This window comes from Saccharothrix stipae (genome assembly GCF_054781895.1).
The window spans coordinates 851,466-875,645 of sequence record NZ_BAAGTN010000007.1; the positions used below are offsets into that span (position 1 = coordinate 851,466).

21 protein-coding genes are annotated in these 24,180 nt (G+C 73.9%); 15 read left to right on the forward strand and 6 right to left on the reverse strand.

Annotation, left to right across the window (positions count from 1 at the left end):
* Window positions 1–6: 6 nt before the first annotated feature.
* Window positions 7–966: a hypothetical protein gene (locus tag ACYVLT_RS16505; protein WP_461121062.1), complete on the forward strand. Its 960-nt coding sequence runs from the start codon at window positions 7–9 to the stop codon at window positions 964–966.
* 224 nt (window positions 967–1,190) lie between these two features.
* Here ACYVLT_RS16505 and ACYVLT_RS16510 read toward each other — a convergent pair whose 3' ends face one another.
* Window positions 1,191–1,844, reverse strand: coding sequence for a response regulator (locus tag ACYVLT_RS16510; RefSeq protein ID WP_461121063.1), 654 nt, complete (start codon window positions 1,842–1,844; stop codon window positions 1,191–1,193).
* A complete protein-coding gene (locus ACYVLT_RS16515; protein WP_461121064.1) occupies window positions 1,841–3,085 on the reverse strand; it encodes a sensor histidine kinase in 1,245 nt (414 codons plus the stop codon). The genes ACYVLT_RS16510 and ACYVLT_RS16515 overlap by 4 nt, the downstream gene beginning before the upstream one ends.
* Window positions 3,086–3,354: 269 nt before the next feature.
* On the opposite strand from ACYVLT_RS16515, the gene ACYVLT_RS16520 reads away from it, so the two are divergent.
* Genes ACYVLT_RS16520 through ACYVLT_RS16560 form a run of 9 tightly spaced genes read left to right on the forward strand, consistent with a single transcriptional unit; the run spans window position 3,355 to window position 13,221 of the window.
* Window positions 3,355–4,182, forward strand: coding sequence for a DMT family protein (locus ACYVLT_RS16520; protein ID WP_461121065.1), 828 nt, complete (start codon window positions 3,355–3,357; stop codon window positions 4,180–4,182).
* Window positions 4,179–5,129, forward strand: coding sequence for a polysaccharide deacetylase family protein (locus ACYVLT_RS16525; RefSeq protein WP_461121066.1), 951 nt, complete (start codon window positions 4,179–4,181; stop codon window positions 5,127–5,129). The genes ACYVLT_RS16520 and ACYVLT_RS16525 overlap by 4 nt, the downstream gene beginning before the upstream one ends.
* Complete coding sequence (locus ACYVLT_RS16530) at window positions 5,126–6,292, forward strand: O-antigen ligase family protein (RefSeq protein ID WP_461121067.1); 1,167 nt, start codon at window positions 5,126–5,128, stop codon at window positions 6,290–6,292. Before ACYVLT_RS16525 ends, ACYVLT_RS16530 begins: the two co-directional genes overlap by 4 nt.
* On the forward strand, window positions 6,267–7,337 hold the full coding sequence (locus ACYVLT_RS16535) for a glycosyltransferase (protein ID WP_461121068.1): 1,071 nt from the start codon (window positions 6,267–6,269) through the stop codon (window positions 7,335–7,337). The genes ACYVLT_RS16530 and ACYVLT_RS16535 overlap by 26 nt, the downstream gene beginning before the upstream one ends.
* Complete coding sequence (locus tag ACYVLT_RS16540) at window positions 7,334–8,359, forward strand: YveK family protein (RefSeq protein WP_461121069.1); 1,026 nt, start codon at window positions 7,334–7,336, stop codon at window positions 8,357–8,359. The genes ACYVLT_RS16535 and ACYVLT_RS16540 overlap by 4 nt, the downstream gene beginning before the upstream one ends.
* The gene (locus ACYVLT_RS16545) at window positions 8,353–9,618 is read left to right on the forward strand and encodes a glycosyltransferase 87 family protein (RefSeq protein WP_461121070.1); all 1,266 of its coding nucleotides are present in this window, start codon (window positions 8,353–8,355) and stop codon (window positions 9,616–9,618) included. The genes ACYVLT_RS16540 and ACYVLT_RS16545 overlap by 7 nt, the downstream gene beginning before the upstream one ends.
* A complete protein-coding gene (locus tag ACYVLT_RS16550; RefSeq protein WP_461121071.1) occupies window positions 9,615–11,021 on the forward strand; it encodes an oligosaccharide flippase family protein in 1,407 nt (468 codons plus the stop codon). The genes ACYVLT_RS16545 and ACYVLT_RS16550 overlap by 4 nt, the downstream gene beginning before the upstream one ends.
* Window positions 11,018–12,106, forward strand: coding sequence for a glycosyltransferase (locus ACYVLT_RS16555; RefSeq protein WP_461121072.1), 1,089 nt, complete (start codon window positions 11,018–11,020; stop codon window positions 12,104–12,106). The genes ACYVLT_RS16550 and ACYVLT_RS16555 overlap by 4 nt, the downstream gene beginning before the upstream one ends.
* Window positions 12,103–13,221 carry a glycosyltransferase family 4 protein gene (locus tag ACYVLT_RS16560; RefSeq protein ID WP_461121073.1) on the forward strand — a complete coding sequence of 373 codons (1,119 nt, stop codon included), beginning with the start codon at window positions 12,103–12,105 and terminating at the stop codon, window positions 13,219–13,221. Before ACYVLT_RS16555 ends, ACYVLT_RS16560 begins: the two co-directional genes overlap by 4 nt.
* On the opposite strand, the gene ACYVLT_RS16565 is transcribed toward ACYVLT_RS16560, so the two are convergent.
* Together ACYVLT_RS16565 and ACYVLT_RS16570 are read right to left on the reverse strand one after the other, a co-directional pair.
* On the reverse strand, window positions 13,193–14,647 hold the full coding sequence (locus ACYVLT_RS16565) for a putative glycoside hydrolase family 15 protein (RefSeq protein WP_461121074.1): 1,455 nt from the start codon (window positions 14,645–14,647) through the stop codon (window positions 13,193–13,195). The two genes, ACYVLT_RS16560 and ACYVLT_RS16565, sit on opposite strands and share 29 nt — an antisense overlap.
* On the reverse strand, window positions 14,629–16,035 hold the full coding sequence (locus tag ACYVLT_RS16570) for a sugar transferase (protein ID WP_461121075.1): 1,407 nt from the start codon (window positions 16,033–16,035) through the stop codon (window positions 14,629–14,631). The genes ACYVLT_RS16565 and ACYVLT_RS16570 overlap by 19 nt, the downstream gene beginning before the upstream one ends.
* Window positions 16,036–16,377: 342 nt before the next feature.
* Here ACYVLT_RS16570 and ACYVLT_RS16575 point away from each other — a divergent pair, with 342 nt between their 5' ends.
* Both ACYVLT_RS16575 and ACYVLT_RS16580 read left to right on the forward strand, forming a co-directional pair.
* Window positions 16,378–17,205: a glycosyltransferase gene (locus ACYVLT_RS16575; RefSeq protein ID WP_461121076.1), complete on the forward strand. Its 828-nt coding sequence runs from the start codon at window positions 16,378–16,380 to the stop codon at window positions 17,203–17,205.
* Window positions 17,205–18,521 carry an FAD-dependent oxidoreductase gene (locus ACYVLT_RS16580; protein WP_461121077.1) on the forward strand — a complete coding sequence of 439 codons (1,317 nt, stop codon included), beginning with the start codon at window positions 17,205–17,207 and terminating at the stop codon, window positions 18,519–18,521. The genes ACYVLT_RS16575 and ACYVLT_RS16580 overlap by 1 nt, the downstream gene beginning before the upstream one ends.
* On the opposite strand, the gene wecB is transcribed toward ACYVLT_RS16580, so the two are convergent.
* Window positions 18,439–19,617, reverse strand: coding sequence for a non-hydrolyzing UDP-N-acetylglucosamine 2-epimerase (wecB, locus tag ACYVLT_RS16585; protein ID WP_461121140.1), 1,179 nt, complete (start codon window positions 19,615–19,617; stop codon window positions 18,439–18,441). The genes ACYVLT_RS16580 and wecB overlap by 83 nt on opposite strands.
* A 222-nt stretch (window positions 19,618–19,839) precedes the next feature.
* Here wecB and ACYVLT_RS16590 point away from each other — a divergent pair, with 222 nt between their 5' ends.
* Entirely contained in the window at window positions 19,840–20,787 is a 948-nt protein-coding gene (locus tag ACYVLT_RS16590; RefSeq protein ID WP_461121078.1) for a lysyl oxidase family protein, read from the forward strand.
* A 321-nt stretch (window positions 20,788–21,108) separates the two neighbouring features.
* Window positions 21,109–21,966: a serine/threonine-protein kinase gene (locus ACYVLT_RS16595; RefSeq protein WP_461121079.1), complete on the forward strand. Its 858-nt coding sequence runs from the start codon at window positions 21,109–21,111 to the stop codon at window positions 21,964–21,966.
* On the opposite strand, the gene ACYVLT_RS16600 is transcribed toward ACYVLT_RS16595, so the two are convergent.
* Window positions 21,963–22,745, reverse strand: coding sequence for an alpha/beta fold hydrolase (locus ACYVLT_RS16600; RefSeq protein ID WP_461121080.1), 783 nt, complete (start codon window positions 22,743–22,745; stop codon window positions 21,963–21,965). The two genes, ACYVLT_RS16595 and ACYVLT_RS16600, sit on opposite strands and share 4 nt — an antisense overlap.
* A 98-nt stretch (window positions 22,746–22,843) precedes the next feature.
* Here ACYVLT_RS16600 and ACYVLT_RS16605 point away from each other — a divergent pair, with 98 nt between their 5' ends.
* Window positions 22,844–24,154 carry an aminotransferase-like domain-containing protein gene (locus tag ACYVLT_RS16605; protein WP_461121081.1) on the forward strand — a complete coding sequence of 437 codons (1,311 nt, stop codon included), beginning with the start codon at window positions 22,844–22,846 and terminating at the stop codon, window positions 24,152–24,154.
* Window positions 24,155–24,180 lie beyond the last annotated feature (26 nt).

Here is a 24,180-nt window from a genome sequence, read left to right on the forward strand (position 1 = left end):
TGCGTGATGTGGGAGAACGAAGAGGAGTTGCGCGGCGCGTTGCGGTCCGAAGTGGACGGGCCCGCGCCCGCCGCGCGCACCGACCTGGCCGGCGTGCTCAAGCGTGGCCGACGCCGGCTGCTGGCGCGCCGGGTGGCCGCGGCGGCGGGCGTGCTGGGGGTCGTCGGCGTGGTCGGGTTCGGCACGGCCGCGCTGGGTGACCTCGCCGCGCCGGACCACTCGCCGCCCGCCGACGGCAACACCGCCGCGCCCCTGCTCACGACCTCACCGGCGACCGTGGGGCCGGAGTGGACGACGCCCGGCTTGCCGGCGCGCGCCCCCTACGGCACGTTCACCCCCGCGTGGACCGCGCCGCCACCACCCGGCCGGGAGATCCTGGCCATCCCGCAGTGCGACCTGGGCACCGGCAGCCGGTTCACCAGCTGGCTCGCGCCGCGCCCGCCCGCGCCGTTGTTGGACGCGTGGGCGTCCGCCGTGCGGCAGGTCGCCGCGCCCGCGCAGGTCAGCGGACCGCACACGCACACGATCCCGGCCAACAAGGACAAGCACCCGGACCAGGTGGACGGCCACGTCCAGTGGATCGACGTCACCGACGGGGACGGCACCGGCAGCGTGGACATCGAACTGGGCCGCACCACCCTCGCCCCGCTCGCGGCGGCCGACGACGAGGCGTTCGAGGAGGGCAACTGCACCCCGCCGCGCCGCCTGGTCCGCGCGGACGGCACGGTGCTCCAGTTCTACCCGGTCCGGGTGAGCGAGCCGTTCCAGTCGCTGCTCCAGGTGCTGCGCATCTACACCCCGACGGGTGACACCTACGCGCTCACCGTGATGAACTTCGGCAGCCCGGACCTCCGGTTCCGCGAGGAGGACGCGTCCTTCGACCGCACGGGTGCCGGCCGCGCGACGCTGCCGCTGACCGAGGAACAGCTGACCCGGATCGGCCTCGCCGTCGCCGACGCCGCGTGACCGCCCGGCCTACCACCGCGACGCGTTCGAGCGCGGGGTGACGTCCCGTCCGGGCCCGCGTGCGCCGAGCCCGGCCGACGAGGTCACGGGGGAACCGGGCAGGAGTAGCGGCGTGGCCTGGGAATGCGTGTCGATGTCCGGCATGTGCACCAGGCTGCGCGACGAGCCTCCGACGGGCCTCGGCCGCAGGTCGCCGACCGCTCCACCGAAGTGATGAGATCGGACTAGCTCGGACGAACGAGCCCGTTCTCGTACGCGAAGATCACCGCCTGCACCCGGTCGCGGACCTCCAGCTTGGCCAGCAGGTGGCCGACGTGCGTCTTCACCGTCGCCTCGGACAGGAACAGCCGGTGCGCGATCTCGGCGTTGGAGTGACCGCGAGCGATCTCCAGCAGCACGTCCCGCTCGCGTGCGGTGAGCCGCTTCAACAGGGGCGAAGCGTCGCGGGCGACCCGTGCGGTGGCGAGGTGCTCCACCATGCGGCGGGTCGTGGAGGGCGCGATCACGGCATCGCCCGCGTGGACGGCGCGGATGGCGTGCAGCACCTCGGCGGCCGACGCGTCCTTGAGCAGGAACCCGCTCGCGCCGGCGCGCAGCCCGGCGAAGGCGTACTCGTCGAGGTCGAACGTCGTCAGCACGATCACCTTGGGCGGGTTCTCGCGGGCCGTCACCAGACCGGTGGCCTCGACGCCGTCCATGCCCGGCATCTGCACGTCCATCAGCACGACGTCGACCCGCGTCTCGGCGAGCTTCGCGACCGCGTCCGCACCGTCACCGGCCTGCAGGACGATCCGGATGTCGTCCGTCGCGTCGATGACCATGGCCAGGCCGACGCGGATCAGCTCCTGGTCGTCCACGAGGGCGACTCTGATCGTCATCTCGAAGGCTCCCCACCGCCGGCGCGGAACTCCGCGCGCACCCTGAAGCCGCCGTCGACGGGGCCGGCCTCGAACACACCGCCCGCGGCTCGCACCCGCTCCCCGACACCGCGCAGCCCGGCGCCGGTGCCGGGTACCGCCCGCCGGTCGTCGGCGTCACCGCCGTCGTCGTCGACGGTGACCACCGACGCACCCGGTGCGTGCGCGATCGTGACGGTGACCGTGGGGCGCGAGCCCGCGTGCTTGACGCTGTTGGTCAACGCCTCCTGGATCAGGCGGTACGCCGCCGCGGCCGCGCCCGCCGTCATGGCACCGGCCGGACCGCGCTCGGCGAAGCGGACGTCGACGCCCGTCGCGCGCACCCGTTCCACCAGGGCCGGTATCGCGGCGAGCGAGGGCCGCACGGCCTCCGGGGAAGTGTTTCCCCGCAACACCTGCAACGTACCGCGCATGTCGGCCAGGGCCTCCCGCGCGGTGTCGGCGATGACCGACAGCGCCCGGGCCGCGCGGTCCGGTGACTTGGCGGCGATGGCGGATCCGCCCTCGGCCTGGCGCACGATGACCGCCAACGAGTGGGCGACGATGTCGTGCATGTCGCGGGCGATGCGCTCGCGTTCGTCGGTCGCCGCGCGCTCGGCGGCCGCCGCGGCGTCCTCGACCAGGCGTTGCCGCCGGTCGAAGTGGGACCGGCCCATGGCCCAGGTGCCGGTCACGGCCGCGACCAGGGCGACGAAGGTCAGCAGCAGCGTGAGCCGGCCCACCGGGAGGATGCCGTACGCCGTCGCCATCCGCACCGTGCACGCCAACGCCCCGGCCACGCTGATCCCGAGGGCGAGCAGGCTTTTGAGCCGTGAGCGCCGCGCGGCGACGGCGTACAGGAGCACCAGGTAGACCGCCGACGACGGGAGGAAGAACAGCGGGATCTCCAGGTCGTCGGCCGTCCCGGCCAGGCCCAGCCCCGCCGCCGAGACCACCGTGTTCGGCAGCGCGAGCGTCACCGACATCGCCAGGCCGGCGAGCAGGAAGGCGGCCCCGGGGGCGACCCGCCGCAGCGCGACGGTGGCGAGCACGACGAACCCGCAGGCACCGGCCACCCACAGCACCCAGACCGGTGCCCTGGCCACGCGGAGGATGTCGAGCGATGCCGACCCGATGACCGCGGCGATGACCAGGGCGAGGACGGTGTCCGGCACGACCGGGTGTGCCCGCATCCACCGATCGGTGCGGCCGGTCCAAGTCACGGCCCCGATCCTAGGCTCCGGCACCGCGTGGCCCCGCCCGCCCGTGCCCGCGCGACCTGCGTCGAGGTGGCCGGATCGCGGCACCGGTCGGGCCCGGGGCCAGAAACTCGTTGTGTAGTCGGCAATGTAACTCGATCGGGTAGTGGCCTATCGCTCGAACGAGTCGAGCACATCCGGGTTCTACGCTGCCCATCCGATATCGGGATCACACCGACCGCTTCCGCGCGCCGGCTGTCTCCACGGGCCGTTATCTCCCTGGGAAGGGTCGCGTGACTGGTTACCTCGAACTCGCCGCGTCCGCGGTGCTGTACGCGCTGGGCATCGTCGCCCAGTCGATCGCCTCCCGACGCGCCGAGGAAGGCGGCGGCGGGCTCGGCCTGCTCGCCAGGCTCGCCCGCGACCGGCTCTACCTGCTCGGCTTCGCGGGCCAGGTCGGCGGTTTCGCGCTGGCGTTCCTGGCCCGCGCCCAGCTGCCGCTCTACCTCGTCCAGGCCGGGTCGTCGTGCGCGGTCGGGCTGGCCACCCTGTTCGGCATCGTCGTGCTCGGCTGGCGGGTCCGCGCGATCGAGGTGGTGGTGCTCGTCGTGATGGCCGCCGGCCTGGTGCTGCTCGTCGCGGCGGCCACGCCGTCGGCCGCGCACGACGTGCCGCAAGGCCTCGGCATCGTCCTGTTCGGACTGCCGGTGGTCGCGCTCGTCCTGGTGCAGCGCCGGATCGGCGGGGTGGTGCCGCTGGCCGCCGCCGCGGGCCTGACCTTCGCCGTGGTCGCCATGACCAGCCGCACCCTCGCCGACGAACCGCTGCCCACCCTCCCGCTGTACCCGCTGGCGTGGCTGATGATCGTCGCCGCCCTCGTCGGCCAGTCCTACCTCGCCCTGGCCCTGCGCCGCGGCTCGGCCACCTCGACCGTGGCCACCATGGACGCCACCACCGTCGTGCTCACCTCGATCATCGGCATCGCCGCCCTCGGCGACCGGATCACCCCCGGCCGCGAGTGGTGGGTGGCGCTCGGCGTCGCGCTGGTCGTGTCCGGCGTGCTCCTGCTGGGCTACGCCGACCGCTTCACCAGGACCCCGGCGACGGAGGTGGCCGGGTGAGCACCGCCAGCGTCTCCCTCGACCTGGACAACCTCTGGGCCTACCTCAAGACCCACGGCGACCCCGAGTGGGAACGCCGCCCGAGCTTCCTGCCCACCGCCGTGCCGCGGCTGCTGGAGGCGTTCGGCACGCACGGCCTCACCACGACCGTCTTCGTCGTCGGCGCGGACGTCGAGCGCGAGGACGGCGCACGGGCCGTCGCCGCCATCACCGCCGCCGGGCACGAGGTGGGCAACCACTCGTTCGGCCACGAACCCTGGTTGCACCGCTACACCCGCGACCGGCTCGAAGCCGAACTCGCCCGCACCGAGGACGCCATCGTCGCGGCCGGCGCGCCACGGCCGACCGGCTTCCGCGGCCCCGGCTACAGCGTCACCCGCGACCTGCTGGAACTGCTCGCCGAACGCGGCTACCGCTACGACGCCAGCACCCTGCCCACCTGGATCGGCCCGCTCGCCCGCGCCTACCACAACCGCACCGCGCCGGGCGGCGGCGAACGCGACCTCTTCGGCGGCTTCTCCCGCGTCCGCGCGCCCAACGCCGCCTACCGCTGGCGCGTCGGCGCGGGCCTGGTCGAACTGCCGGTCACCACCATGCCGCTGCTCCGCCTCCCGATCCACGGCTCCTACCTGCTGCAACTGCACCAGGTCTCGCCCCGCCTGGCCCGCGGCTACTTCACCGCCGCGTTGCGGTTGTGCCGGGCGCGCGGCGTGCAGCCGTCGCTGCTGCTGCACCCCACCGACGTCCTCGGCGCGGCCGAGGCGCCCGGCATGGAGTTCTTCCCCGGCATGGCCGTGCCCGGCACCCGGAAGGTCGAGTTCCTGGGCTGGGTGCTCGGCGCGCTGCGCGCCCACTTCGACGTGGTCGGCACCGGCGCCCACGTCGACCGGCTCGCCGCGGGCCTGCGCGAGCACGACACCGGCCTGCTGGCGCGGTGCGGCGGATGATCCGGCTGGTGCGGGCCCTGACCTGCGCGACGGTGTTCGTCGCGCCGCTGGAGGGCTACCTGCTCCAGGTGCACGGCCAACTGGCCAAGGTGCCGCCCGCCCTGCTCCTGGCCGCCTGGGCCGTGCTCCGGGTGCGGCAGCGCCGGGCGCCCGAGCCGCACCCCGTGCACGTGGTCCTCGCGCTGCTCGCCGTGGTGCTGCTGGCGTCGTCGGCGGTGCACTCCGGCGGCGCGTTCACGCTGGACTACCTGCTCCGCTGGCTGCCGTTCCTGCTCATCACGGTGGTCCTGGTGGACGTCGCGTCCCGCGAGGTGCCGATCCGCGCGGTGCTCGCGGCCACCGTCGCGGGCGCCGTGGTGGCCGCCGTCGGCGCGCTGTACAGCCTGGTCGCCGAGGGGCAGACACGGGCGGCGGGGCCGTTGGAGGACCCGAACGACCTGGCCTACTTCCTGGTCGCGGCGCTGCCGCTGCTGCTCGCCCTGCGCCACCGCGTGCTGCCCGCCCTGGCCGCCGTCGTCCTGGTCGCGGGTGCGGCGGCGACGTTCTCCCGGGGCGGGGCGCTCGCCCTCACCGCCGCCGTGGCCTGGCTGCTGGCCCGCCGCGCGTTGCCGCTCAAGGCGTTGGCGGGCGGGGTGGCGGCGCTGGCCGTGATCGGCGCGGCCGCCGTGCTGTTCGCCGGACCGGAGCTGGACCGCGCGGTGCGCGAGAAGACCTACATCGCCGCGACCAACGTGGACACCCGCGAACTGCGCTGGCAGGCCGCCGTCCGCATGGTCGCCGACCACCCCGGCCTCGGCCTCGGACCGGGCGGGTTCCGCGCTGGCTACCCCGCCGCCTCGAACAACGCCGAGATCGACGAGCAGACACCGGTGGCGCACAACATGTACCTGGAGGTGGCCGCCGAACTCGGCGTGCCCGGCTTCGCGCTGTTCGCCGCGCTCCTGGCGCTCACCGCGGTCGTCAGCGAACGCGTGCGCCGCGCCAGTCCCGACCCGCTGCCGGTCCTGGCCGTGCAGGCGTCCCTGATCGCGGTCGTGGTCGCCTCCACCTTCCTGTCCCAGCAGTACTACCTGCCGTTGTGGTCGCTGGTCGCGGTGGTGGCCGCGGCCGACCTGCGGCTGAGGAGGACGAGCGACGATGCGTGTGCTCCACGTGATCAGTGAGATGGGTACCGGCGGCGCCGAGGCGCTCGTCGCCGGGATGGCCCGGTCCGGCGCGCAGTTCGGCTGGCAGTCGGCCGTGGCCAGCGGCGGCGGGCACCGGGCCGAGGCGTTGCGCGCGCTCGGCGTGCCGACGTTCACCGTGCCGGTGGCCCGGCGCAGGCCGGCCGGGGTGCTGCGGGCCACCACGGCCACCAAGGCCGCGATCCGCAGCTTCCGACCGCAGGTCGTGCTGGCGCACAACGTCTCGGCCAGCCTGGTCGCCCGGCTGGCCGTGCTGCCGGGCCGGTTGCCGCTGCTGACCGTGTTCCACGGTGTCGCCGAGACCGACTACAGCGGCGCGGCCCGCATCCTCAAGCACACCTCGCGCACGGTCGTCGCGGTCGCCGACGCCACGGCCGACCGGCTGCGCGCCGCGGGCGTCCCCGACCCGGTGGTGATCCCCAACGCCGTGTTCCCGCAGCCCGAACGGGTGGACCGGGAGGCGGTCCGCGCGGTGCACCGCGTCGGGCGGCACGTGCCGGTCGCGCTGTGCCCGGCGCGGCTGGAACCGCAGAAGCGGCACGACGTGCTGCTGGAGGCGTGGGCGAAGCTGCCCGGCGACGCGGTGCTGTGGCTGGCGGGCGACGGCAGCCTCCGCGACGTGCTGCGCGTGCGCGCCACCGAATTGGGCATCGCCGACCGGGTCCGGTTCCTCGGCAACCGCTGCGACGTGCCCGACCTGCTGGCCGCCGCCGACGTCACCGTGCTCACCAGCGACTGGGAGGGCATGCCGATCGCGGTGCTGGAGTCGCTGGCCGCCGGACGCCCCGTGGTGGCGACCGATGTGGACGGTGTGCGCCAGGCGCTGGCCGGCGGCGGCGGTGTGGTGGTGCCGCGCCGCGACCCGGCCGCGACCGCCGAAGCGTTGCGGTCGCTGCTGTTCGACCCGCGGGCACGAGCCGGACTGGCCGAGGCGGGCCGCGCGTCCGTGCGGCGTGAACACGACCCGCGGCTGCTGATGCGGTCCTACGACGAGTTGCTGCGCACCGCGATCGGAGCGTCATGAAGAACCTGCACGCCTGGAAGAACCGGAACGGCTCGAAGGACCGGAACGGCTCGAAGCAAGGGAACGGCTCGAAGAGCCGGAACGGCTCCGCGGACCGGTACCGCCCGAGGAACCTGAACGGCTGGCGGAACCTGCCCGTCGTGCGGGACCCGGGCGTCCTGCGCCGTCCGCTGCCGGTCAGCCTCGGCGTCGCGCTGCTGGTCGCGCTGACCGCGGTGCTCGCCGTCGAGCTGGGCGGCGCGGAGTACGAGAGCCGCGTGGGCCTGCTCGCGGTGGCGACCGAGCCCGGCGAGTCCGCCCAGGCCGGTTTCGGCGAGGTCGTCGCCCTGTCGCTGCCCGCGCTGGTCGAGGTGGCGCGCACGCCGACGGTGCTGCGCGCGACGGCCGACGAGCTGGGCACCACGACCGACGACCTGGCCCGCCGCGTGTCCGTGGAGCTGGTGCCCGCCTCCGGCCTGGCCCGCCTGTCGGTGCGCGCCCCGACCGCCGACCAGGCCGCGCAGGCCGCGACGCGGATCGCGCAGACCGTGGTGGACGCCGACCTGCTCTCGCCCGTCGCCCGGCTCCGCCTGCTCGACCGGCCCGAGACCACCCGGGTCGCGCCCGACAGGCCGCTCGGGTTCGGCCTGGCCCTGGTGGCCGGGATCGTGGCGGGTCTGGCCGCGTTCGCCGTCGGCCACCTGCGGCGGACCCGGTCCCGCGACGACGTGCGCGCCGCGCTCACCGTCGGCGGCGTGCGGCGCCCGGTGGCCGTGCTGCCGGACGACGACCCCGACCTGGCGCGGCGGTTGGCGGTGCTGTGCGAGGCCTCGGCACGACCCGCGCGCGTGGTGGCGGTGGTCCCGGAGCTGACCGACCGCGCCGAGGAGCTGGCCGCCGAGCTGCCGGACAAGACCGGGGAGCCGGCCGACGGCGACGCGGTGATCGTCCTCGCCCCGGCCGCCGGGCGGCACGACGAGCTGGCGACGGTGGTCGGCGCGCTGCCGACCACGGCGACCGTGGTGGCGGTGGTGACGTGCTGAAGACCGTTGCGCTGAAGGACAAGACCCGCCTCCTCACCGCCCTGGTGGCGGTGGTGGGCGCCGTGGCGGCGTGGCGCGCGCTGCGGCCGTCGTGGGAGGTGCCGCTCCCGACGGCGGCAACCCTGTCCGAGGAACGGTTGCAGGACTTCCGGGACGCGCTGTACTTCCCGATCCGGGAGTTCCTGGCCGGGGGCAACCCCTACCTGCCGGCCACCATGTTCGACCACTGGCCGGTGCGGCAGGGCTTCAACCTCTACCAGCCCTACCACCTGCTGCTGCACGCGCCGTTCGCGCTGCCGGGCTATCGGGTGGGCGCGGTGGCGTTCACGGTGGCCTCGTTGCTGCTGCTGGTCGCGCTGGCGCTGCTGGCGGCGGGCCGGCTGCGCCCGCACGTGCCGCTCGTCCTGGGCACGGCGGTGATCGCGACGCTGCTCGTGCTCAGCCAGGTGGGCAAGGCCCAGCTGTACGTCGGCCAGGTGAACCCGCTGATCGCGGTCGGCGCGGCGGGCGCGTTGCTGGCCCGGCACGACGCGCCGAGGTGGGCGTCGGCCGCCTTGGCGCTGGCCTGGCTCAAGCCGCAGTTCGGCCTGCCGCTGGCGGTGCTGCTGTTCGTGCGGGGGTCGCGACGGGTGGCGTTGACCGGGACGGCGGTCGCGGCGGCGGCCAGCCTGGTCGTCGTGGTGCCGCTGGTCGTGCGCGACGGCGGGGTGGGGCCGTTCCTGGACGTGATCGCCGCGAACCTGGCCCACGCCGGCCAGACCGCCTACGGCGCGGTGGACTCCCTGACCGCGCAGCGGATCGACCTCGCCGCCGTCTGCTACCGCGTCGTGGGATGGCTGCCGCTCGGCGCGGAAGCGTTGGCGCTGGTCGGTGTGCTCGCGGCGAGCGCGGTGCTGGCGCGGCGGCTGGACCGGATGGGCGAGCCGGCCGCGGCGGACCTGCTGACGTGCCTGGCGGTGGTGGTCGCGGTGGTGCACCAGCCCGGTGACGTGCTGATCGCCGTGCCGTCGGTGGTGGCGGTCGGTGTCGTGTGGTGGCGTCGTCGGCGGGACCGGGGCTGGTGGCGCGTCGGGCTGGCGGTGCTGCTGCTCCTGGTGCCGTTCGCGCACCTGCACTTCGTCAGCCAGGCCATCCGGGCGGTGTCGGGCGCACGGGTCGACGTGACGGTTGACGGCGTGGCCGTCGTGGCGGCGTGGCTGGTGGTGGTGGGGTTCGCGGCCACCCGTCGATGCGCGAACGTCGGCACGGTCCGGGCGTGACACCCGTCGGTCAGCGGGCCGTGCGGGGCTCGCTGTGGCTGTTCGCGGTCAACCTGGTCAGCAAGGGCAGCCAGATGGCCGTCACGCTGGTGCTGGCCGCCTTCCTCACCGAGGAGGGCCTCGGCCTGGTGGCGCTGGCCGTGGCGCTGGTGAACATCGGCCAGGTCGTCCAGTCGATGGGTGTGTACGACGTGGTCAGCCGCACCGACCGCGACCCCCGTCGCGTCGCGGGCACGCTCCTGGTGCTCAGCGTGGGCGCGGGCTTGGCGCTGGCCGTGGCGCTGGTCCTCGCCGCGGACGGGATCGCCCGCGCGTTGGACGCGCCACCGGTCGCGCCGTTGGTGCGGCTCGCGGCCGTGAGCCTGCCGTTCTCGGCCGCGGCCGGCGTGCAGATGGGGCTGCTGCACCGCGACCTGGACTTCCGCCGCCGACTGCTGCCCGACGCGGGTGGCGCGGTGCTCGGCGCGGCCGTGACGATCGCGCTCGCGGTGGCGGGCGCCGGACCGTACTCGCTGGTCATCGGCCTGCTGTGCACGGCGGTGGCGCAACCCGCGCTCGCCGTGGTGGTCGGGGTGCGGGTGCGGCCGGTGTGGGACGCGGACGCGGCGGCCGAGGCGGGGCGGTGGATCGCGGTGGTCGGGCCCGGCGCGCTGGTGGCCGTGCTGCTGATCAACGTGGACTACCTGGCGATCGCCCGGGTGCACGGGCCGGAGGTCGTCGGCGTGTACTCGTTGGCCTACCGGATCGCCTGGGTGCCGTACATCCTGGTCGCGGTGGTGCTCGGCGGCGTGGTGCTCCCGTTGTGCGCCAAGCTGGTCCGCGACGGGCAGGGACTGTCCGAAGTGGTCGGGCGGTTCACCTCGGCCGTGCTGGTGGTGACCGGCGGCCTGTACGCGGTGACGGCGGCGTTGGCCGACCGGGTCGTGGTGTTCGGCGCGCGGTGGGCGGAGGCGGCGACGCCGCTGGCCCTGCTGTGCCTCTACGGCCTGGGCATCAGCCTGCTGCACCTGTGGTACCAGGTGCTCAAGGCCGCCGGGCACGCGCGCCGCTACCTGGCGCTGGAGGCGACGCACCTGGTGCTGCTGGTCGGCGGGCTGCTGCTGTTCACCCGGCACGGCGTGGTGGCGGTCGCGCTCGTCCAGGTCACCGCGGCGTGGCTGGTGGTGCCGTGCACGTGGTGGGCGTTGGCGCGGCGGGGTGTCGGGCCGCCGCTGCGGGCGCTGGCCCGCGGCGTGGCCGGCGTGGTCGCGGCGGCGGGGTGCTGCGCCGCGGTGGCGTTCCTGATCGGTGACGTGTTCGGGCCACCCGGATCCGTGGTGGCCGCGCTCGGTGAAGGGGGCGTGTTGGCGGTGTTGTGCGGCGTGGTCGTGCTGGCGGCGAACCGGGAGGTGGTGCGCCGGTGAGGGTCGTGCACGTGAGCCAGCCCGTCACGGCGGGCGTGGCGGCGGTGGTGCTGGAACTGGCCCGTGCGCAACGGGAACTCGGCTGGACGGTGGCCGTCGTGTGCCCGCCGGGTCCGCTGGCCGAACGGGCGCGTGACGTCGGCGTCGAGGTGCGTGCCTGGCCCGCACGTCGGCAACCCGGCATCGGGACGGCGGCGGAGGTGGTCCGGCTCCGGCGCGCGCTGCGCGATCTCGCGCCGGACGTCGTGCACCTGCACAGCTCCAAGGCGGGGCTCGCCGGGCGGCTGGTCGTGCGCGGGCGGCGGCCGACGCTGTTCCAGCCGCACATGTGGTCGTTCCAGTCCGCCGCGGGGCCGGTGGGGCGCGCGGCCCGCGCGTGGGAACGGTTGGGCGCGCGGTGGACGCACCAGCTCGTGTGCGTGAGCGACGACGAACTGGCCGCCGGGCGTGCCGTCGGGGTGGCGGGGCCCGCGGAGGTGGTGTGCAACGGCGTGGACGTCGACCGGTTCCGGCCCGCCGACCGGGTCGCGGCACGGTGGCGGCTGGGACTGCCGGACGTGCCCACGGCGGTGTGCGTCGGCCGGCTCGCGCCGCTCAAGGGCCAGGACCAGCTGCTCGCGGCGTGGCCGGAGGTGCGGGCGAAGGTGCCGGACGCGCGGCTGGTGCTGGTCGGCGACGGCCCGATGGCGCAGCGGTGGCGGGAGGTCTGCGACGACGAGTCCGTGCGCTGGTGGGGTCACGACGACGCGGTCGCCGACTTCTACGCCGCCGCGGACGTGGTCGTGCTGCCGTCGCGGGCCGAGGGGATGGCGCTGGTGCCGTTGGAGGCGATGGCCTGCGGGCGGTCGGTGGTCGCGTTCGACGTCAGCGGCGTGCGGCAGAGCGTCGGCGAGGCAGGGGCCGTGCTGCCCGCCGGTGACGTCGCGGCGCTGGCCGACGCGGTCGCCGTGCGGCTCGCCGACCCCTCGGCGGCGGACCTGGAGGGCGCGCACGGCAGGCGGCGGGCGGAGTTGCTGTTCGACCGGCGCCAGGTGGCCGACCAGATCGCGACCCTGGTCGACAAGCTGCTGGTGGGTGCGCGGTGAGCCGGGTGCTGCGGGTGGCGTACCTGCTGACCCAGGACAGCGGTGGACCGGTGGACGTCACGGTGCGCCTGGCGCGGGCCCTGATCGCCTCCGGTGAGGCGGACGTGCGGTTGTTCGGCCCGGTGCCACGTCGGGGCGCGGAGGGGTTGAGCGGCCACCACGAGCACGTGGAGGTCGGCGACAAGGCCGACGTGCTGGCCGGGCGCCGGGCGCGGGCGGTGGTGCGGGCGTGGCGGCCGGACGTGGTGCACGCGCAGGACCGGCGGGCCGGGCTGGTCGGTGCCGGGCTGCGGTGGCGGCACCAGGTGGTCCAGACCTACCACGGGGTGCCGGACGACGTGGGGGAGGAGTGGTTCCGGGGCGTGCCGCGGGCGGTGGGGCCGTCGGCCTACACGCGGACCGTGCTGGCGGCCGACGCGCTGGTGGCGCGGGCCGTGCACCGCACGGTGGTGCCCGCACCGGCCATGGGCCGGTTCCTGTCGACCAGGTTGAGGGTGCCCGGGGACCGGGTGGCGCACATCGACAACTGCGTGGCGGCGGCGCACGTGCAGCCGCCGGTCGGGCCGGTGCGGCGGCTGGTGTTCGTCGGCCTGCTGGTGGAGCGCAAGGGGTTGGCGACGCTGCTGGCGGCGTTGGCGTTGCCGGGGGTGATGCCCGCGGACGCCACGTTGACCGTGGTGGGCGACGGACCGGAACGGGAGAGGGCCGAACGGCTGGCCCGCGCGTTGGGCGGGCGGGTGGAGTTCCTGGGGTTCCGCGCCGACGTGCCGGACCTGCTGCGGCACCACGACGCGCTCGTGCTGCCGTCCACCATGGAGCAGCAGCCGCTGGTGGTGGCCGAGGCGATGGCGGCGGGCAAGCCCGTGGTGGCCACGGACACCGGCGGCGTGGCCGACATGCTGGGTGGTGCGGCGGCGGGTGGGGCGCTGGCCGCGCCGGGTGACGTCGACCAGCTGGCCGACCGGCTGCGCGCGTTGTTCGCCGAACCCGACCCGGGCCGCATCGGCTTGGTGCTCGCCGAACGGGCGCGGGAGCGGTTCGCGCCGCACGTGTGCGCGCGGCGGCACCTCGACCTCTACCGCGCCCTCATGGGCTGGGACTCGTCAACGGCGTAGCGGTCGTCGTCGTTGTGGTCGTGGTGGTTGTGGTCGTCGGCGGCTCGGAGGTGGCCGGTGAGGTGGTCGTCGTGGTCGTGGTGGTCGTCGGGACCGTGGTCGTGGTGGTCGGCGCGGCGGTGGTGGTCGTGCTGGTCGGTGTCGGCGCGGTCGTCGTGGTGCCGGTGGGCCTGACCAGGATCACGGCATCACCACCGGCCAGCTCGATCGTGGCCGGCGCGGCCGCGCCGCCGTCGATGTCGACCAACCCCGGCGGCGGCGTCACCCGCGCGGCGGTGCCGGTCGGGTTCACCGCCACGTACCCGCCGGTGAACCGCCGGTCCCACACGCCGGAGGGCAGCCGGTTCGCCGTCTCGACCGCCTCGCCGAGACCCGCGTCCTGGTACTTCGACCAGTCCGGGTCGCGGTAGTCCTTCGTGGTCGCACCGGACCAGCACGTGTGAGGGCTGGCCAGCAGCGCGGCGGTGGCGTACCCGACGCGTTCCTCCCGCGCGCCCTTGGTGTGGGTGATCAGCAGGAGCCAACTCTCGCCGAGCGCGGCCTGGGACCGCAGCTCCTTCCACTCGTTGCCCTTGAACGTGAGCAGCTCGCCCGTGCCGTTGTCGCGCAGGCCGAAGTTCTCCTCCATCGCGCCGTGGTAGCGCGAGTGCGCCGTCCACCGTCCTGCGGTCAGGTGAGATTCGGACACGTTCGGGATCAACATCTTCCCGGCCTTGTGCAGCGCGTCACCGGCCGCGGTGAGGAACTTGTCCATGCCCTCGCGGATCAGCCGATCGGACTCGGCCGCGTCCGCCGTGCCCTTGAGCACGGCCGACGAGTAGTACTTCAGGCTGCTGAAGTCGTTGTCCGCCAGCACGCCGTCCCAGCCCTCGCGCACCACCTCGGCGGTGACCGCCTCGCTCCAGGCCTTCTGGTACGCCGGGTCCCACACGGTCATCTGCCAGTGCTTCGGGTACGAGTTCCACTCGATGCGGTTGTTCTTGGTGTCCACCGCGAACCAGTGCGGGTTCTCCCGCTGGGCCTTGAAGTAGCCGATGCCGGTGGGCAGCAGCGGCGCGTCCGCGTCGCCCTCCACCGCGCCGGGGTAGTTGCGCGCGCTGGCCAGGTCCTTGTAGACGAGCACCTTGATCTTCGGGTTGAGGTGCTTGAGCCGGCGCAGGGCCGAGGTCTCGGTGGCGTTGAGCACCACCAGGCCGTAGCGCTGCGCGGCGAAGGTGATGTCACGGTTGCTGGGCGGCTCGCCGATGCCGTACCACCAGCCGCACGGCGCCAGCGGCTTCGGCACGGGCCCGAGCGGGTCGGGTGGCACCGGTCGGCCGGGAGCCGCGCCCGCCGTGCACGCCGCGGCCGACACCAGGAGCGCACCGGCGCACAGCAGGGCGAGGGCACGGCGGTGTCGTCGCCGGTTCAGCGGTTCCTTCGGCACAACAGCTCACCCACCGTCTGCAACAGGATTTTCACGTCCAGCCACAACGACCAGTTGGCTATGTAGTAGTTGTCGTATCGGGACCTGTCGACAATCGAGGTGTCACCTCGCAGGCCGTGCACCTGCGCGAGCCCGGTAAGCCCCGTGGGGACTCGGTGCCGGGCCCAGTATAGCTCGTGGATAGCCGAGAACTCGCGCACGAAACCCGGTCGCTCCGGTCGCGGTCCGACGATCGACATGTCGCCCCGGATGATGTTCCACAACTGCGGCAGTTCGTCCAACGAAGTGCTGCGGAGGAATCGACCGACTGGTCCGACCCGGCGATCTCCGACCACCGACCAGGTGACTTGGGAATCGTCTTCGCCGTTCATTCTCACGCTGCGCAGTTTGTAGAGCACGAAAGGCTGATCATCCATCCCGACCCGGATCTGCCGGAAGACGACCGGTCGGCCGCTCTCCAGCAGCACGGCCAGCGCGCACAGGCCGATCACCGGCGAGAGCACGACCAGCGCGACGGCGGCCAGCAGCACGTCCATGGCGCGCTTGACCCACCAGCTCGGCCTGCTGGTCGGTGCGGTGCCCAGGCGCATCAGCGGGTAGCTGCGCAGCCGTTCGATGTCCGGCCCGTCCTGGTAGAGCTCGAACATCCGGGGCACGACCAGCGTGGTGCACCCGAGCCGGTGCGCGGTGATGGCCGAGTCGACCACCGACGACTCGCGGGCGTGGGAGAACGCCAGCACGACCGTGCCGACGCCCAACCGGGTGATCGCGGCGGCCAGGTCCTCGTCCATCAGCTCGACCGGCAGGGCGGCCGGGTCCAGCGCGGGCTCCGGGTCGACGAACCCGACCGGGCGCAGGCCGAACTCCGGGTGCGCCAGCATCGCGCCGACCAGGTCCACCCCGACCTTCCCCGCGCCGACCACGATCGTGCGGTCGCAGCGGTGGAACTTGCGGCGGCACCAACGGCCGAAGGCGAACACGGCCAGCCGCGCCGGTTCGCTCAGCGCGGCGAACGCCAGCACCGACCACTGGGCGGCGACGGTGGCGCCCGGTGGCCCGCCTTCGACCAGCCCGACCAGCGTGACCAGGGCGAACGCCACGGCTGTCGCGCCCGCGGAGCGCGGCAGGTCGTGGAACCACGACAGCCACAGCCGCCGCCGGTACAGCCGGCACGCCGCCCGCACGCCCAGTAGCGCCACCGCCACCACCGCGGTCCACCGCGCGCCCGGCGAGTACCGGACGGCCACCGCCGCGATCGCCGTCACGTCCACCGCGACCAGCAGCACGGCCACCGCGTTCACCCGCCGCAGCAGGTCCGACCCCGAGGCCTCACCCGGCTTGGGCTGCCGCCGCCGCGACACCAGGAACGACGCGGTCACCGAGCCCACGCCGTTCACCTCGGACCGCCTTTGCCAGGGACCGAGCGCGTCCCGTCCACGCCACACCACATTCGGACGACGTCCTTCCCACCACGAACCCGATATTGGTCACCCGTTCGAGTCCATACGAACGGGAATCTCTGCTCACTCCGTGTGCATCAAGCGCGATTCATTGGTGTTGATTCACTCTTTCGGTGAACACTATTCCCCTTTCTGGTGGTGCTAAGGTCCGTTTGCTCCGTCAATTCTCCCTGTCGCGCGACAAGATGTCGGCGGGGTGGTCGAATCTAGTCGCGGCCCGGAGGCGAATAATTCTGGACCGTCATCCGCCATCAAGTGAAATGGGGCCCTTTGACCGTCGACGAAGGCGACGTGCGCACCGCGTCGGAACAGGGCGGACCGGCCCTTTCCGACGGCGCGCGCGTCCACCCGCGTGCCCATGTCGTGCTGCCCGCCTACAACGAGGCCGCCTCGCTGCCGCCGCTGCTGACCAGGCTGGCCGATCTCGCGCTCGCCCAGGAGCTCATCACCTGGGTGGTGGACGACGGCTCGTCCGACGGCACCGCCGACGTCGTCGCCGACGGCTGGCCGGGCCTGGACGTCCGGCTGGTCAGGCACCCGGTCAACCTCGGCCTCGGCCAGGCCGTCCAATCAGGACTGCGCGCGGTGCTGGCCGAGGCGGACGACCAGGACGTCGTCGTGGTGATGGACGCCGACGACACCCACGACCCGGCCCTGATCCGCGACCTGGAGCGCGAGATTGCGGCGGGCGCGGACGTGGTGATCTGCTCCCGGTTCGTGGCCGGCGGCGACGACGCGACCGCGCCCGCGCTGCGCCGGCTGCTGTCGCGCGGCGCGGCCGTGCTGTTCCGCCGCGTGCTGCGGGTCGACGGCGTCCGCGACTTCACCAGCGGCTTCCGCGCCTACCGGGTCAGCCTGCTGGCCCGGGCCGCCGGCCACTGGGGCGAGCGGCTGATCGAGGAACGCGGGTTCGCGTGCATGGTCGAGCTGCTGCTCAAGCTGCGGCACTGCCGCCCGGTGGTCGCCGAGGTGCCGCTGGCCCTGCGCTACGACCGCAAGCAGGGCCCGAGCAAGATCCGGATCGCCCGCACGGTCTGGCAGTACGTGAAGCTGCTGGTCCGCGACCGGCTCTCGCCCGCGCCGTACCGGGCGCTGTGATGGGACGGGCGGACCACGGGCACGTGGTGGTGGTCGGCGGCGGGATCTGCGGCCTGGCCACCGCGCACCGGCTCGTGCGCGCCGGCACCAGGGTGACCCTGCTGGAGGGCAGCGACCAGCTCGGCGGGCTCGGCACGTTCTTCGCCTGGCGCGACCGCTGGGTCGAGCGCTTCTACCACTGCGTGATGCCCACCGACGACCACCTGCTCGACCTGCTGGGCGAACTGGGGCTGCGCGACTCGATCGCCTGGCGCCCCACCCGGATGGGCATGGTCGTCGAGGGCCGCGACTACCCGTTCAACACGGCCCTGGACCTGCTCAGGTTCACCCCGTTGGGTGTGCTCGACCGGCTGAGGTTCGGCGCGGTCTCGGTGCTGCTGCGCCGGCTCGGGCGCGGCAAGGACCTCGACCGCACCCGCACCGAGGACTGGCTGCGCGGGCTGTACGGCGACCGGGTGTGGGAGCTGCTGCTCGCGCCGCTGTTCGGGGCGAAGTTCGGCGCGCGGTTCGGCGACGTGCCCGCGCTGTACCTGTGGCAGCGCCTGGGCCGCGAAGGCGCCGTGTCGGTGCGCGGGTACCCCGAGGGCGGCTACCGGGCCGTCATCGACGCGCTGAGGGCGTCGATCGAGGCCGCCGGCGGTGTGGTGCGGCTCGACGCGCCGGTGCGGCGGATCGGGCTGACCGGCGGCGGCGCCCGGGTGCGGCTCGGACTGGACGGCGACGAGGCCGTGTCGGCGGACCGGGTGGTGTCCACGCTGCCCCTGCCGCTGCTGCGGCAGCTCGCCGACGACGACCTGACCGCGCGGCTGCCCGACGTGCGGCTGCCGTACCAGGGCGTGGTGAACGCGCTGTTCTTCCTGCGCCGCCCGCTGTCCGGGCACTACTGGACGCCCGTGGTGCGCTCGGGCACGGAGTTCGACGGCCTGATCCAGATGACCCCGCTGGCCGGCGTGGACCCCTACGACGGGCGGCACCTGGTCTACGCGATGCGGTACACCGACCGGGAGTCCGCGCTGTTCCAGGAGGACGACGCGGCGATCGCGGCGCGGTGGACCGCGCAGCTGCTGGCGCTGCACCCCTCGTTGACCCGTGAGGACGTGGAGGACGTGCGGGTGTTCAAGGCGCCGTTCGTGGAGCCGGTGTACCCGCTCGGGTACCTGGCGCAACGCCCGCCCGTGGTGGTCGCCGGCACCCCGCTGCTGCTGGCGACCACCGCGCACGTCTACCCGGACGTCACGAGCTGGAATTCGAGTGCGGCACTCGCGCGGCGGGTCGTCGCGACGCTGGCGGGGGCACCACAACCCGTTCCGGGCTGAGCTCGACCGGCCGGCCGTGCACCGGCTCGCCGCGGACCAGCTGTCGCAGCGCGACGGCGATCCGGGTCGACGGCGAGCCGGTGCCGTAGGGCGAGGGGATGTGCTCCAGGCGTTCCCGGTGGCCGGCCACGTCGTCCAGCCAGCGCAACACCTCCGCGCACACCCGCGGCCCCGGCGGCACGAGGGTGCCGAACGTGCCCTCTATCTCGGGCCGCTCGGTGCTGCGGCGCACCACCACGACGGGCCGCTTGAGCACGCTGACCTCCTCCTGGATGCCGCCGGAGTCGGACACGACCACGGCCGCGCAGCGGGCCAGCGCCAGGAACGCCGGGTACGCCTGGGGTTCGGCCACCCTGAGCCGCGTCAGCAGGGCGGACAGGCCGAAGCCCTCCACCCGCTTGGCCGTGCGCGGGTGCAGCGGCAGCACCACCGGCAGCGGCAGCCGGTTCAGCTCGCGCAGGATCGCCTCCAGGTTGACCGGGTCGTCCACGTTCTCCGGCCGGTGCAGCGTGGCCAGCACGTAGCCGTCGCGCCTCAGCTCGTGCGCGGCGAGGACCACGGCCTCCTCGTCGGGGCCGGGCAGGGCGGTCACCAGGGCCTCGACCACCGTGTTGCCGGTGATCGCGATGCGCTCCTCCGGCACGCTCTCGGCCAGCAGGTTGGTGCGGTTGAGCGGCGTCGGCGCGCAGCACAGGTCGGCGAGGTGGTCGATGGCCACCCGGTTGTGCTCCTCGGGCATCGCCCGGTCGAAGCTGCGCAGGCCCGCCTCCACGTGCACCAGCGGCACGTCGTTGGCGTTGGCGGCCAACGCGCCGGCGAGCGCGGACGTCGTGTCGCCCTGCACGATCACCGCGTTCGTCGGGTGCCGGGCGAGCACGTCGTCCACCGCCGCGACGGCCGCGCCGAGCTGGCTGCCGCGCCGGCCGCCGCCGACGGTCAGCTCGTGGAACCGGCCGGGCAGGCCGATGTCCTGCCGGATCCGGTGGTACATCGCGGTGTCGTAGTGCTGTCCGGTGTAGACGACGGTGGCTTCGGCCCCCATCACGCGGATCAGCGGGGCGAGCTTGATCAGCTCGGGCCTGGTGCCGCACACCATCGTGACGGTGCCGGGAACTCCCTGGTCTATCGGACCCACCTCCAGTCGCGGATGACGCGCGCCCGGGGCGCGATCGCGGTGAAGGTTAGAGTCCATCGGGGAGATTTCCCTTGTCCCTCAGTCGATCGAGTGAACTTGGCCGGTGCGGGCCTCGGGTTGTCGGGGTGGCTCAGTAGGTTGGTGAGTGGATCATTCTGAAGTGGACTCCCGGGGGAAGACGTGGTGCGAAGACACACGGGTTTGTTCGTCACGGCGGTGCTGGTCGCGGCGCTGGTGGGGCCGTCGCACGCGCAGGCGGTCGGCAAGGTGCTGCTGCCCGACCTCCGGCAGGCGCCGGTGGGGTGCGCCGGCGGTTTCGCCGGCAACCCGGCCTCGTGCGTCGACTGGGACGTGTGCCCGGTGGTCGACCCGACCGCGCCGAACGGCGAGTGCGTGCGTGCGGGCCCCATCGGGGCGGTCCGGTTGCGGTTCACCACGTCGGCGGACAACGTCGGCGACGGGCCGCTGCTGATCCACGGCAGCCGGGCGAGCGCCGACCAGCGCGAGATGACCGCCCGCCAGGCGTTCCAGTCCGCTGTGGACGGTTCGATCCCGATGACCTACGGGCAGGCGCAGCACGCGATCCCGGCCACGTTGTACTACGAGCCGGCCGTCACGCACGAGCACTGGCACCTGCTCGGCTTCGAGCACTTCCAGCTGCGCACGCCGTCGGGTCGGACGGTGGTGACCGACCGGAAGACCGGCTTCTGCCTCGGCGACCGCTACCCGACGGACGACCGCCTGCCGAACCGGCCGGGCGCCGACGGAAGTCCGCAGGCGGGGTTGGCGGCTTTGCTGCGGGAGAACCGGTGCGGCCACCACGCGCCGGGGGCGTTGAGCGTGGTGCAGGGGATCTCGGTGGGGTACGGGGACGACTACCGGTACACGGTGGACTTCCAGTGGCTGGACATCACCGCCGTCCCGTCGGGCGTGTACGACGTGGTGAACGTGGTCAACAGCGACCGGTCGCTGGTGGAGAAGTCGTACGAGAACAACGCCTCGTCCATCGCGATCTCGCTCACCTGGCCGGGCAACGCGACCACACCACCCGCCACGATCACCCACCCACCGCAGGTGAAACTGCTGCGGAGCTGCCCGGGCACGGCCCGCTGCGCCACCCCACCTCGCTGACCCGCCTCACGGCTCGCCCGGGGTGGATGTGCGTGTGTCGGTCCTGGTCGCTGTGGCTGACTCTCGGCGCGGCGTGCCGGCGATGGCTGTGCGTGTGTCGGATCTGGTCGCTGTGGCTGATCCCCCGCACGGCTCGGCCGCAGTGGCCGTGCGTCTGTCGGACTCGGCCGCGGCGCGGGCAGCGGCTCGCGCGGTCCGGTGGTGCGGGCGTCGTCCGGCGCGCTTCGACCGGGTCTCATCCGATGGGTGACCTCGGCGTTTGGGGGAGTCGTCCCTCGGGAATTCGGGGACGTCCGGATAGGCGACCCGAAGGGTGGGGCCATGTCGTTGGCCACCGAGCACCGCGTCCTCGCAGGTCGCTACGAGCTCACCGGCAAGCTCGGCGCGGGCGGCGCGGCGGAGGTGCACCGGGGGTGGGACGCGGTGCTCCGGCGATTCGTCGCGGTCAAGGTGTTCGAGGGCAAGGACGACCTCGACGGCCGCCGGTTCGACAACGAGGTGCGCACGCTCGCCGGGCTGTCCCACCCCGGGCTGCTGTCGGTCTACGACGTCGGCACGTGCGGCGGGACGTCGTTCGTGGTGATGCAGCTGATCGAGGGCACGACGCTGCGCGACCGGCTGCCGGCGGGCACGTTCACGCCCGCGCAGGTCCGCGCGCTCGGCCACCAGCTCGCCGACACCCTCGCCCACGTGCACGACAACCGCCTCGTGCACCGCGACGTCAAACCGTCGAACATCCTCCTCGACGGTTCCGACGGTTCCGACACCGCCTACCTCGCCGACTTCGGCCTCGCCCGCGAGCTCGGCGCCACCAGGACCAGCGTCGGCAAGGTCGTCGGCACCGCCTCCTACCTGGCCCCGGAGCAGGTGCGCGGCGAGGAGGTCGGCCCGGCGGCGGACGTCTACGCGCTCGGCCTGGTGCTGCTGGAATGCCTCACCGGCTACCGCGAGTACCAGGGCAACCGGGTGGACGCGGCCGTCGCCCGCCTGCACCGCCCGCCGGTGATCCCGCACGACGTGCCCGCCGGCCTGGCCCGCCTGCTCGCGGCGATGACCTCGCTGTCCGCCCACCGCCGCCCCACGGCCGCCCAGGTCGCCGACCGGCTCCGCCCCGCACCGGCGGCCCTGCCGCGCGACCGGCTCCTGTGCGGTGTCCGGTCGTCCGCGCGACCTGCCTAGATCGTCGCCAGGAACCGCTCGACGACCTCGGTGAACTCCTCCGGCCGTTCGAGGTTGGGCAGGTGGGCGGCGCCGGGGATCACCGCCAGCGTCGAGCCGGGGATGATCGCGTGCATCCGCCGCGCCACGGCGACCGGCGTGTACTCGTCCTCCTCACCGACCACCACGAGTGTCGGCACGGTGACCCGGGCCAGGGACTCCAGGTAGTCGGGCCGTTCCCCCCGCCCGCGCAGCGCCGCCGCGGCACCCTCCGGCGACGTGCCGCGCATCATCCGCAGCAGGTGCTCGGCGACCGCCGGCAGGGCGACGACGTTGTGCGGGGCGATCATCTTGTCCAGCACTTCCTCGGCGTAAGGGCCCATACCTTCACGGAGCGCGCGCTCCGCCGCCTCATAACGCACCGCTCGACCCGCCGCCGTCTCCGCCTCGGGGAACGTGTCGGCGAGGACGAGCCCGCGCACTCGTGACGGGTGGGTGCGGTGCAATTCCATAACGATCTGACCGCCCATGGACAACCCGCACAGCACCACCCGGTCGAGGTCGAGGCGGTCGAGGAGCCCGATCAGGTCGTCGGCGAACGCGCTCAACGGCGTGGTGCCGGGCACCACCGTCGTCTCACCGTATCCGCGCAGGTCGGGAGCGATGACGCGATACCGGGCGCTGAGCCGCTCGACCTGCGGCGACCACATCGAGCGGTCGAACGGGTGACCGTGCACGAACACGACCGGGAGCCCGTCGCCCTTGTCGTCGTAGGCGATGTCGATGTCGTTCACGCGCATGCGTCCCCCTGGGTCCGTTGACGTCACCAGCGTAGGAACGCCACCGCACTCGGTGCAATGAAAACAATGCTCTCGGTGCATTGTGGGATGCTGGCACGGTGGACTACCACCTGATCGCCGACCGGCTCGCCGCCGACATCGCGGCCGGTCTGCTCAAGCCCGGTGACCGCCTGCCGCCGCAACGGGGGTTCGCCCGCAAGCACGGCATCGCCGGGTCGACGGCGGCCCGCGTCTACGGCGAGCTGATCCGGCGCGGTCTCGCGGTCGGCGAGGTCGGGCGGGGCACGTTCGTGCGCGCGACCCGGCCGTCGGCGGAACCGGCGTTCGCCGAGCCGAGCGGGGCGCGGGTCGACCTGGAGCTGAACTTCTGCGTGCTGCCCGACCAGGCGGACCTGCTGGCACCGAGCCTGGACCGGCTCGTCCGGCACGGCCTCGGCGAAGCGCTCACGCCGGTCGGTGTCCGCGGCACTCCTGAGGCGCGTGCCGCCGCCGCGCGGGCGTTGACGCGTGGCGGGTGGACGCCGGACGAGCGGCAAATCCTGTTCACCGGCAACGGCAGGCAGGCCATCGCGGCCGCGGTGTCGGCGTTGACCCCGGTCGGCGGGCGGCTCGGCGTCGAGGCCGTGACCTACCCGGCGGTGAAGGCGATCGCGGCCAGGCTCGGCGTCACGCTCGTGCCGCTGTCGGCGGACGAGGCGGGCGTGCTGCCGCGGGCGATCCGGGCGGCCGACGTGCGCGCGGTCTACCTCCAACCGATCCTGCACAACCCGCTCGGCACCACCATGCCCGAACGACGCCGCGCCGAACTCGCCGACACGGTCCGCGAGCTGGACGTGCAGGTGATCGAGGACGCCATCTACGCCTTCCTCGGCCCCGACCTGCCGCCCCTCGCGCCCGAGCGCACCACCGTGGTGGACAGCCTGTCCAAGCGCCTCGCGCCCGGCCTGACGGTCGGGTTCGCCGTGCCGCCCGCCCACCTGGTCGACCGGGTCGCCGCCGCGGCCCGGTCCGGCGGCTGGGCGGCGGGCCACTTCGCGATCGCGGCCGCCACCGGCTGGCTCGCCGACGGCACCGTGCGGTCCATAGTGGACCGGAAACGCGCGCTGGCGCTGGCGCGGCAACGACTCGCGCGCGAACGGCTGGCCGGGTTCGACATCCGCGCCGACCCCGGCTCCTACCACTGCTGGTGGCGACTGCCGGACCGGTGGCGCGCCGAGACCTTCGTGGCCGCCGCCGGCCGACGTGGCATCGCCATCACCCCCGCCGCCGCGTTCGCGGTCATCCCCGGCCACGCGCCGAACGCCGTCCGCCTGGCGCTGGCCTCCACGTCGGCCCCCACGCTGACCACCGCACTGGACGTCCTGGCCGCGCTCGCCGCGGGCAGCCCCGAGGACGAGCAGGTCGACTGACGAGCGCACCTTGACACCGCCCGGCT

Excerpts from the sequence above, each read along its gene's own strand:
- ACYVLT_RS16505 (WP_461121062.1), top strand. The coding sequence starts at position 7 with ATGTGGGAGAACGAAGAGGAGTTGCGCGGCGCGTTGCGGTCCGAAGTG.
- ACYVLT_RS16510 (WP_461121063.1), bottom strand. The coding sequence starts at position 1,844 with ATGACGATCAGAGTCGCCCTCGTGGACGACCAGGAGCTGATCCGCGTC.
- ACYVLT_RS16530 (WP_461121067.1), top strand. The coding sequence starts at position 5,126 with ATGATCCGGCTGGTGCGGGCCCTGACCTGCGCGACGGTGTTCGTCGCG.
- ACYVLT_RS16535 (WP_461121068.1), top strand. The coding sequence starts at position 6,267 with ATGCGTGTGCTCCACGTGATCAGTGAGATGGGTACCGGCGGCGCCGAG.
- ACYVLT_RS16540 (WP_461121069.1), top strand. The coding sequence starts at position 7,334 with ATGAAGAACCTGCACGCCTGGAAGAACCGGAACGGCTCGAAGGACCGG.
- ACYVLT_RS16580 (WP_461121077.1), top strand. The coding sequence starts at position 17,205 with ATGGGACGGGCGGACCACGGGCACGTGGTGGTGGTCGGCGGCGGGATC.
- wecB (WP_461121140.1), bottom strand. The coding sequence starts at position 19,617 with ATGGTGTGCGGCACCAGGCCCGAGCTGATCAAGCTCGCCCCGCTGATC.
- ACYVLT_RS16595 (WP_461121079.1), top strand. The coding sequence starts at position 21,109 with ATGTCGTTGGCCACCGAGCACCGCGTCCTCGCAGGTCGCTACGAGCTC.
- ACYVLT_RS16600 (WP_461121080.1), bottom strand. The coding sequence starts at position 22,745 with ATGCGCGTGAACGACATCGACATCGCCTACGACGACAAGGGCGACGGG.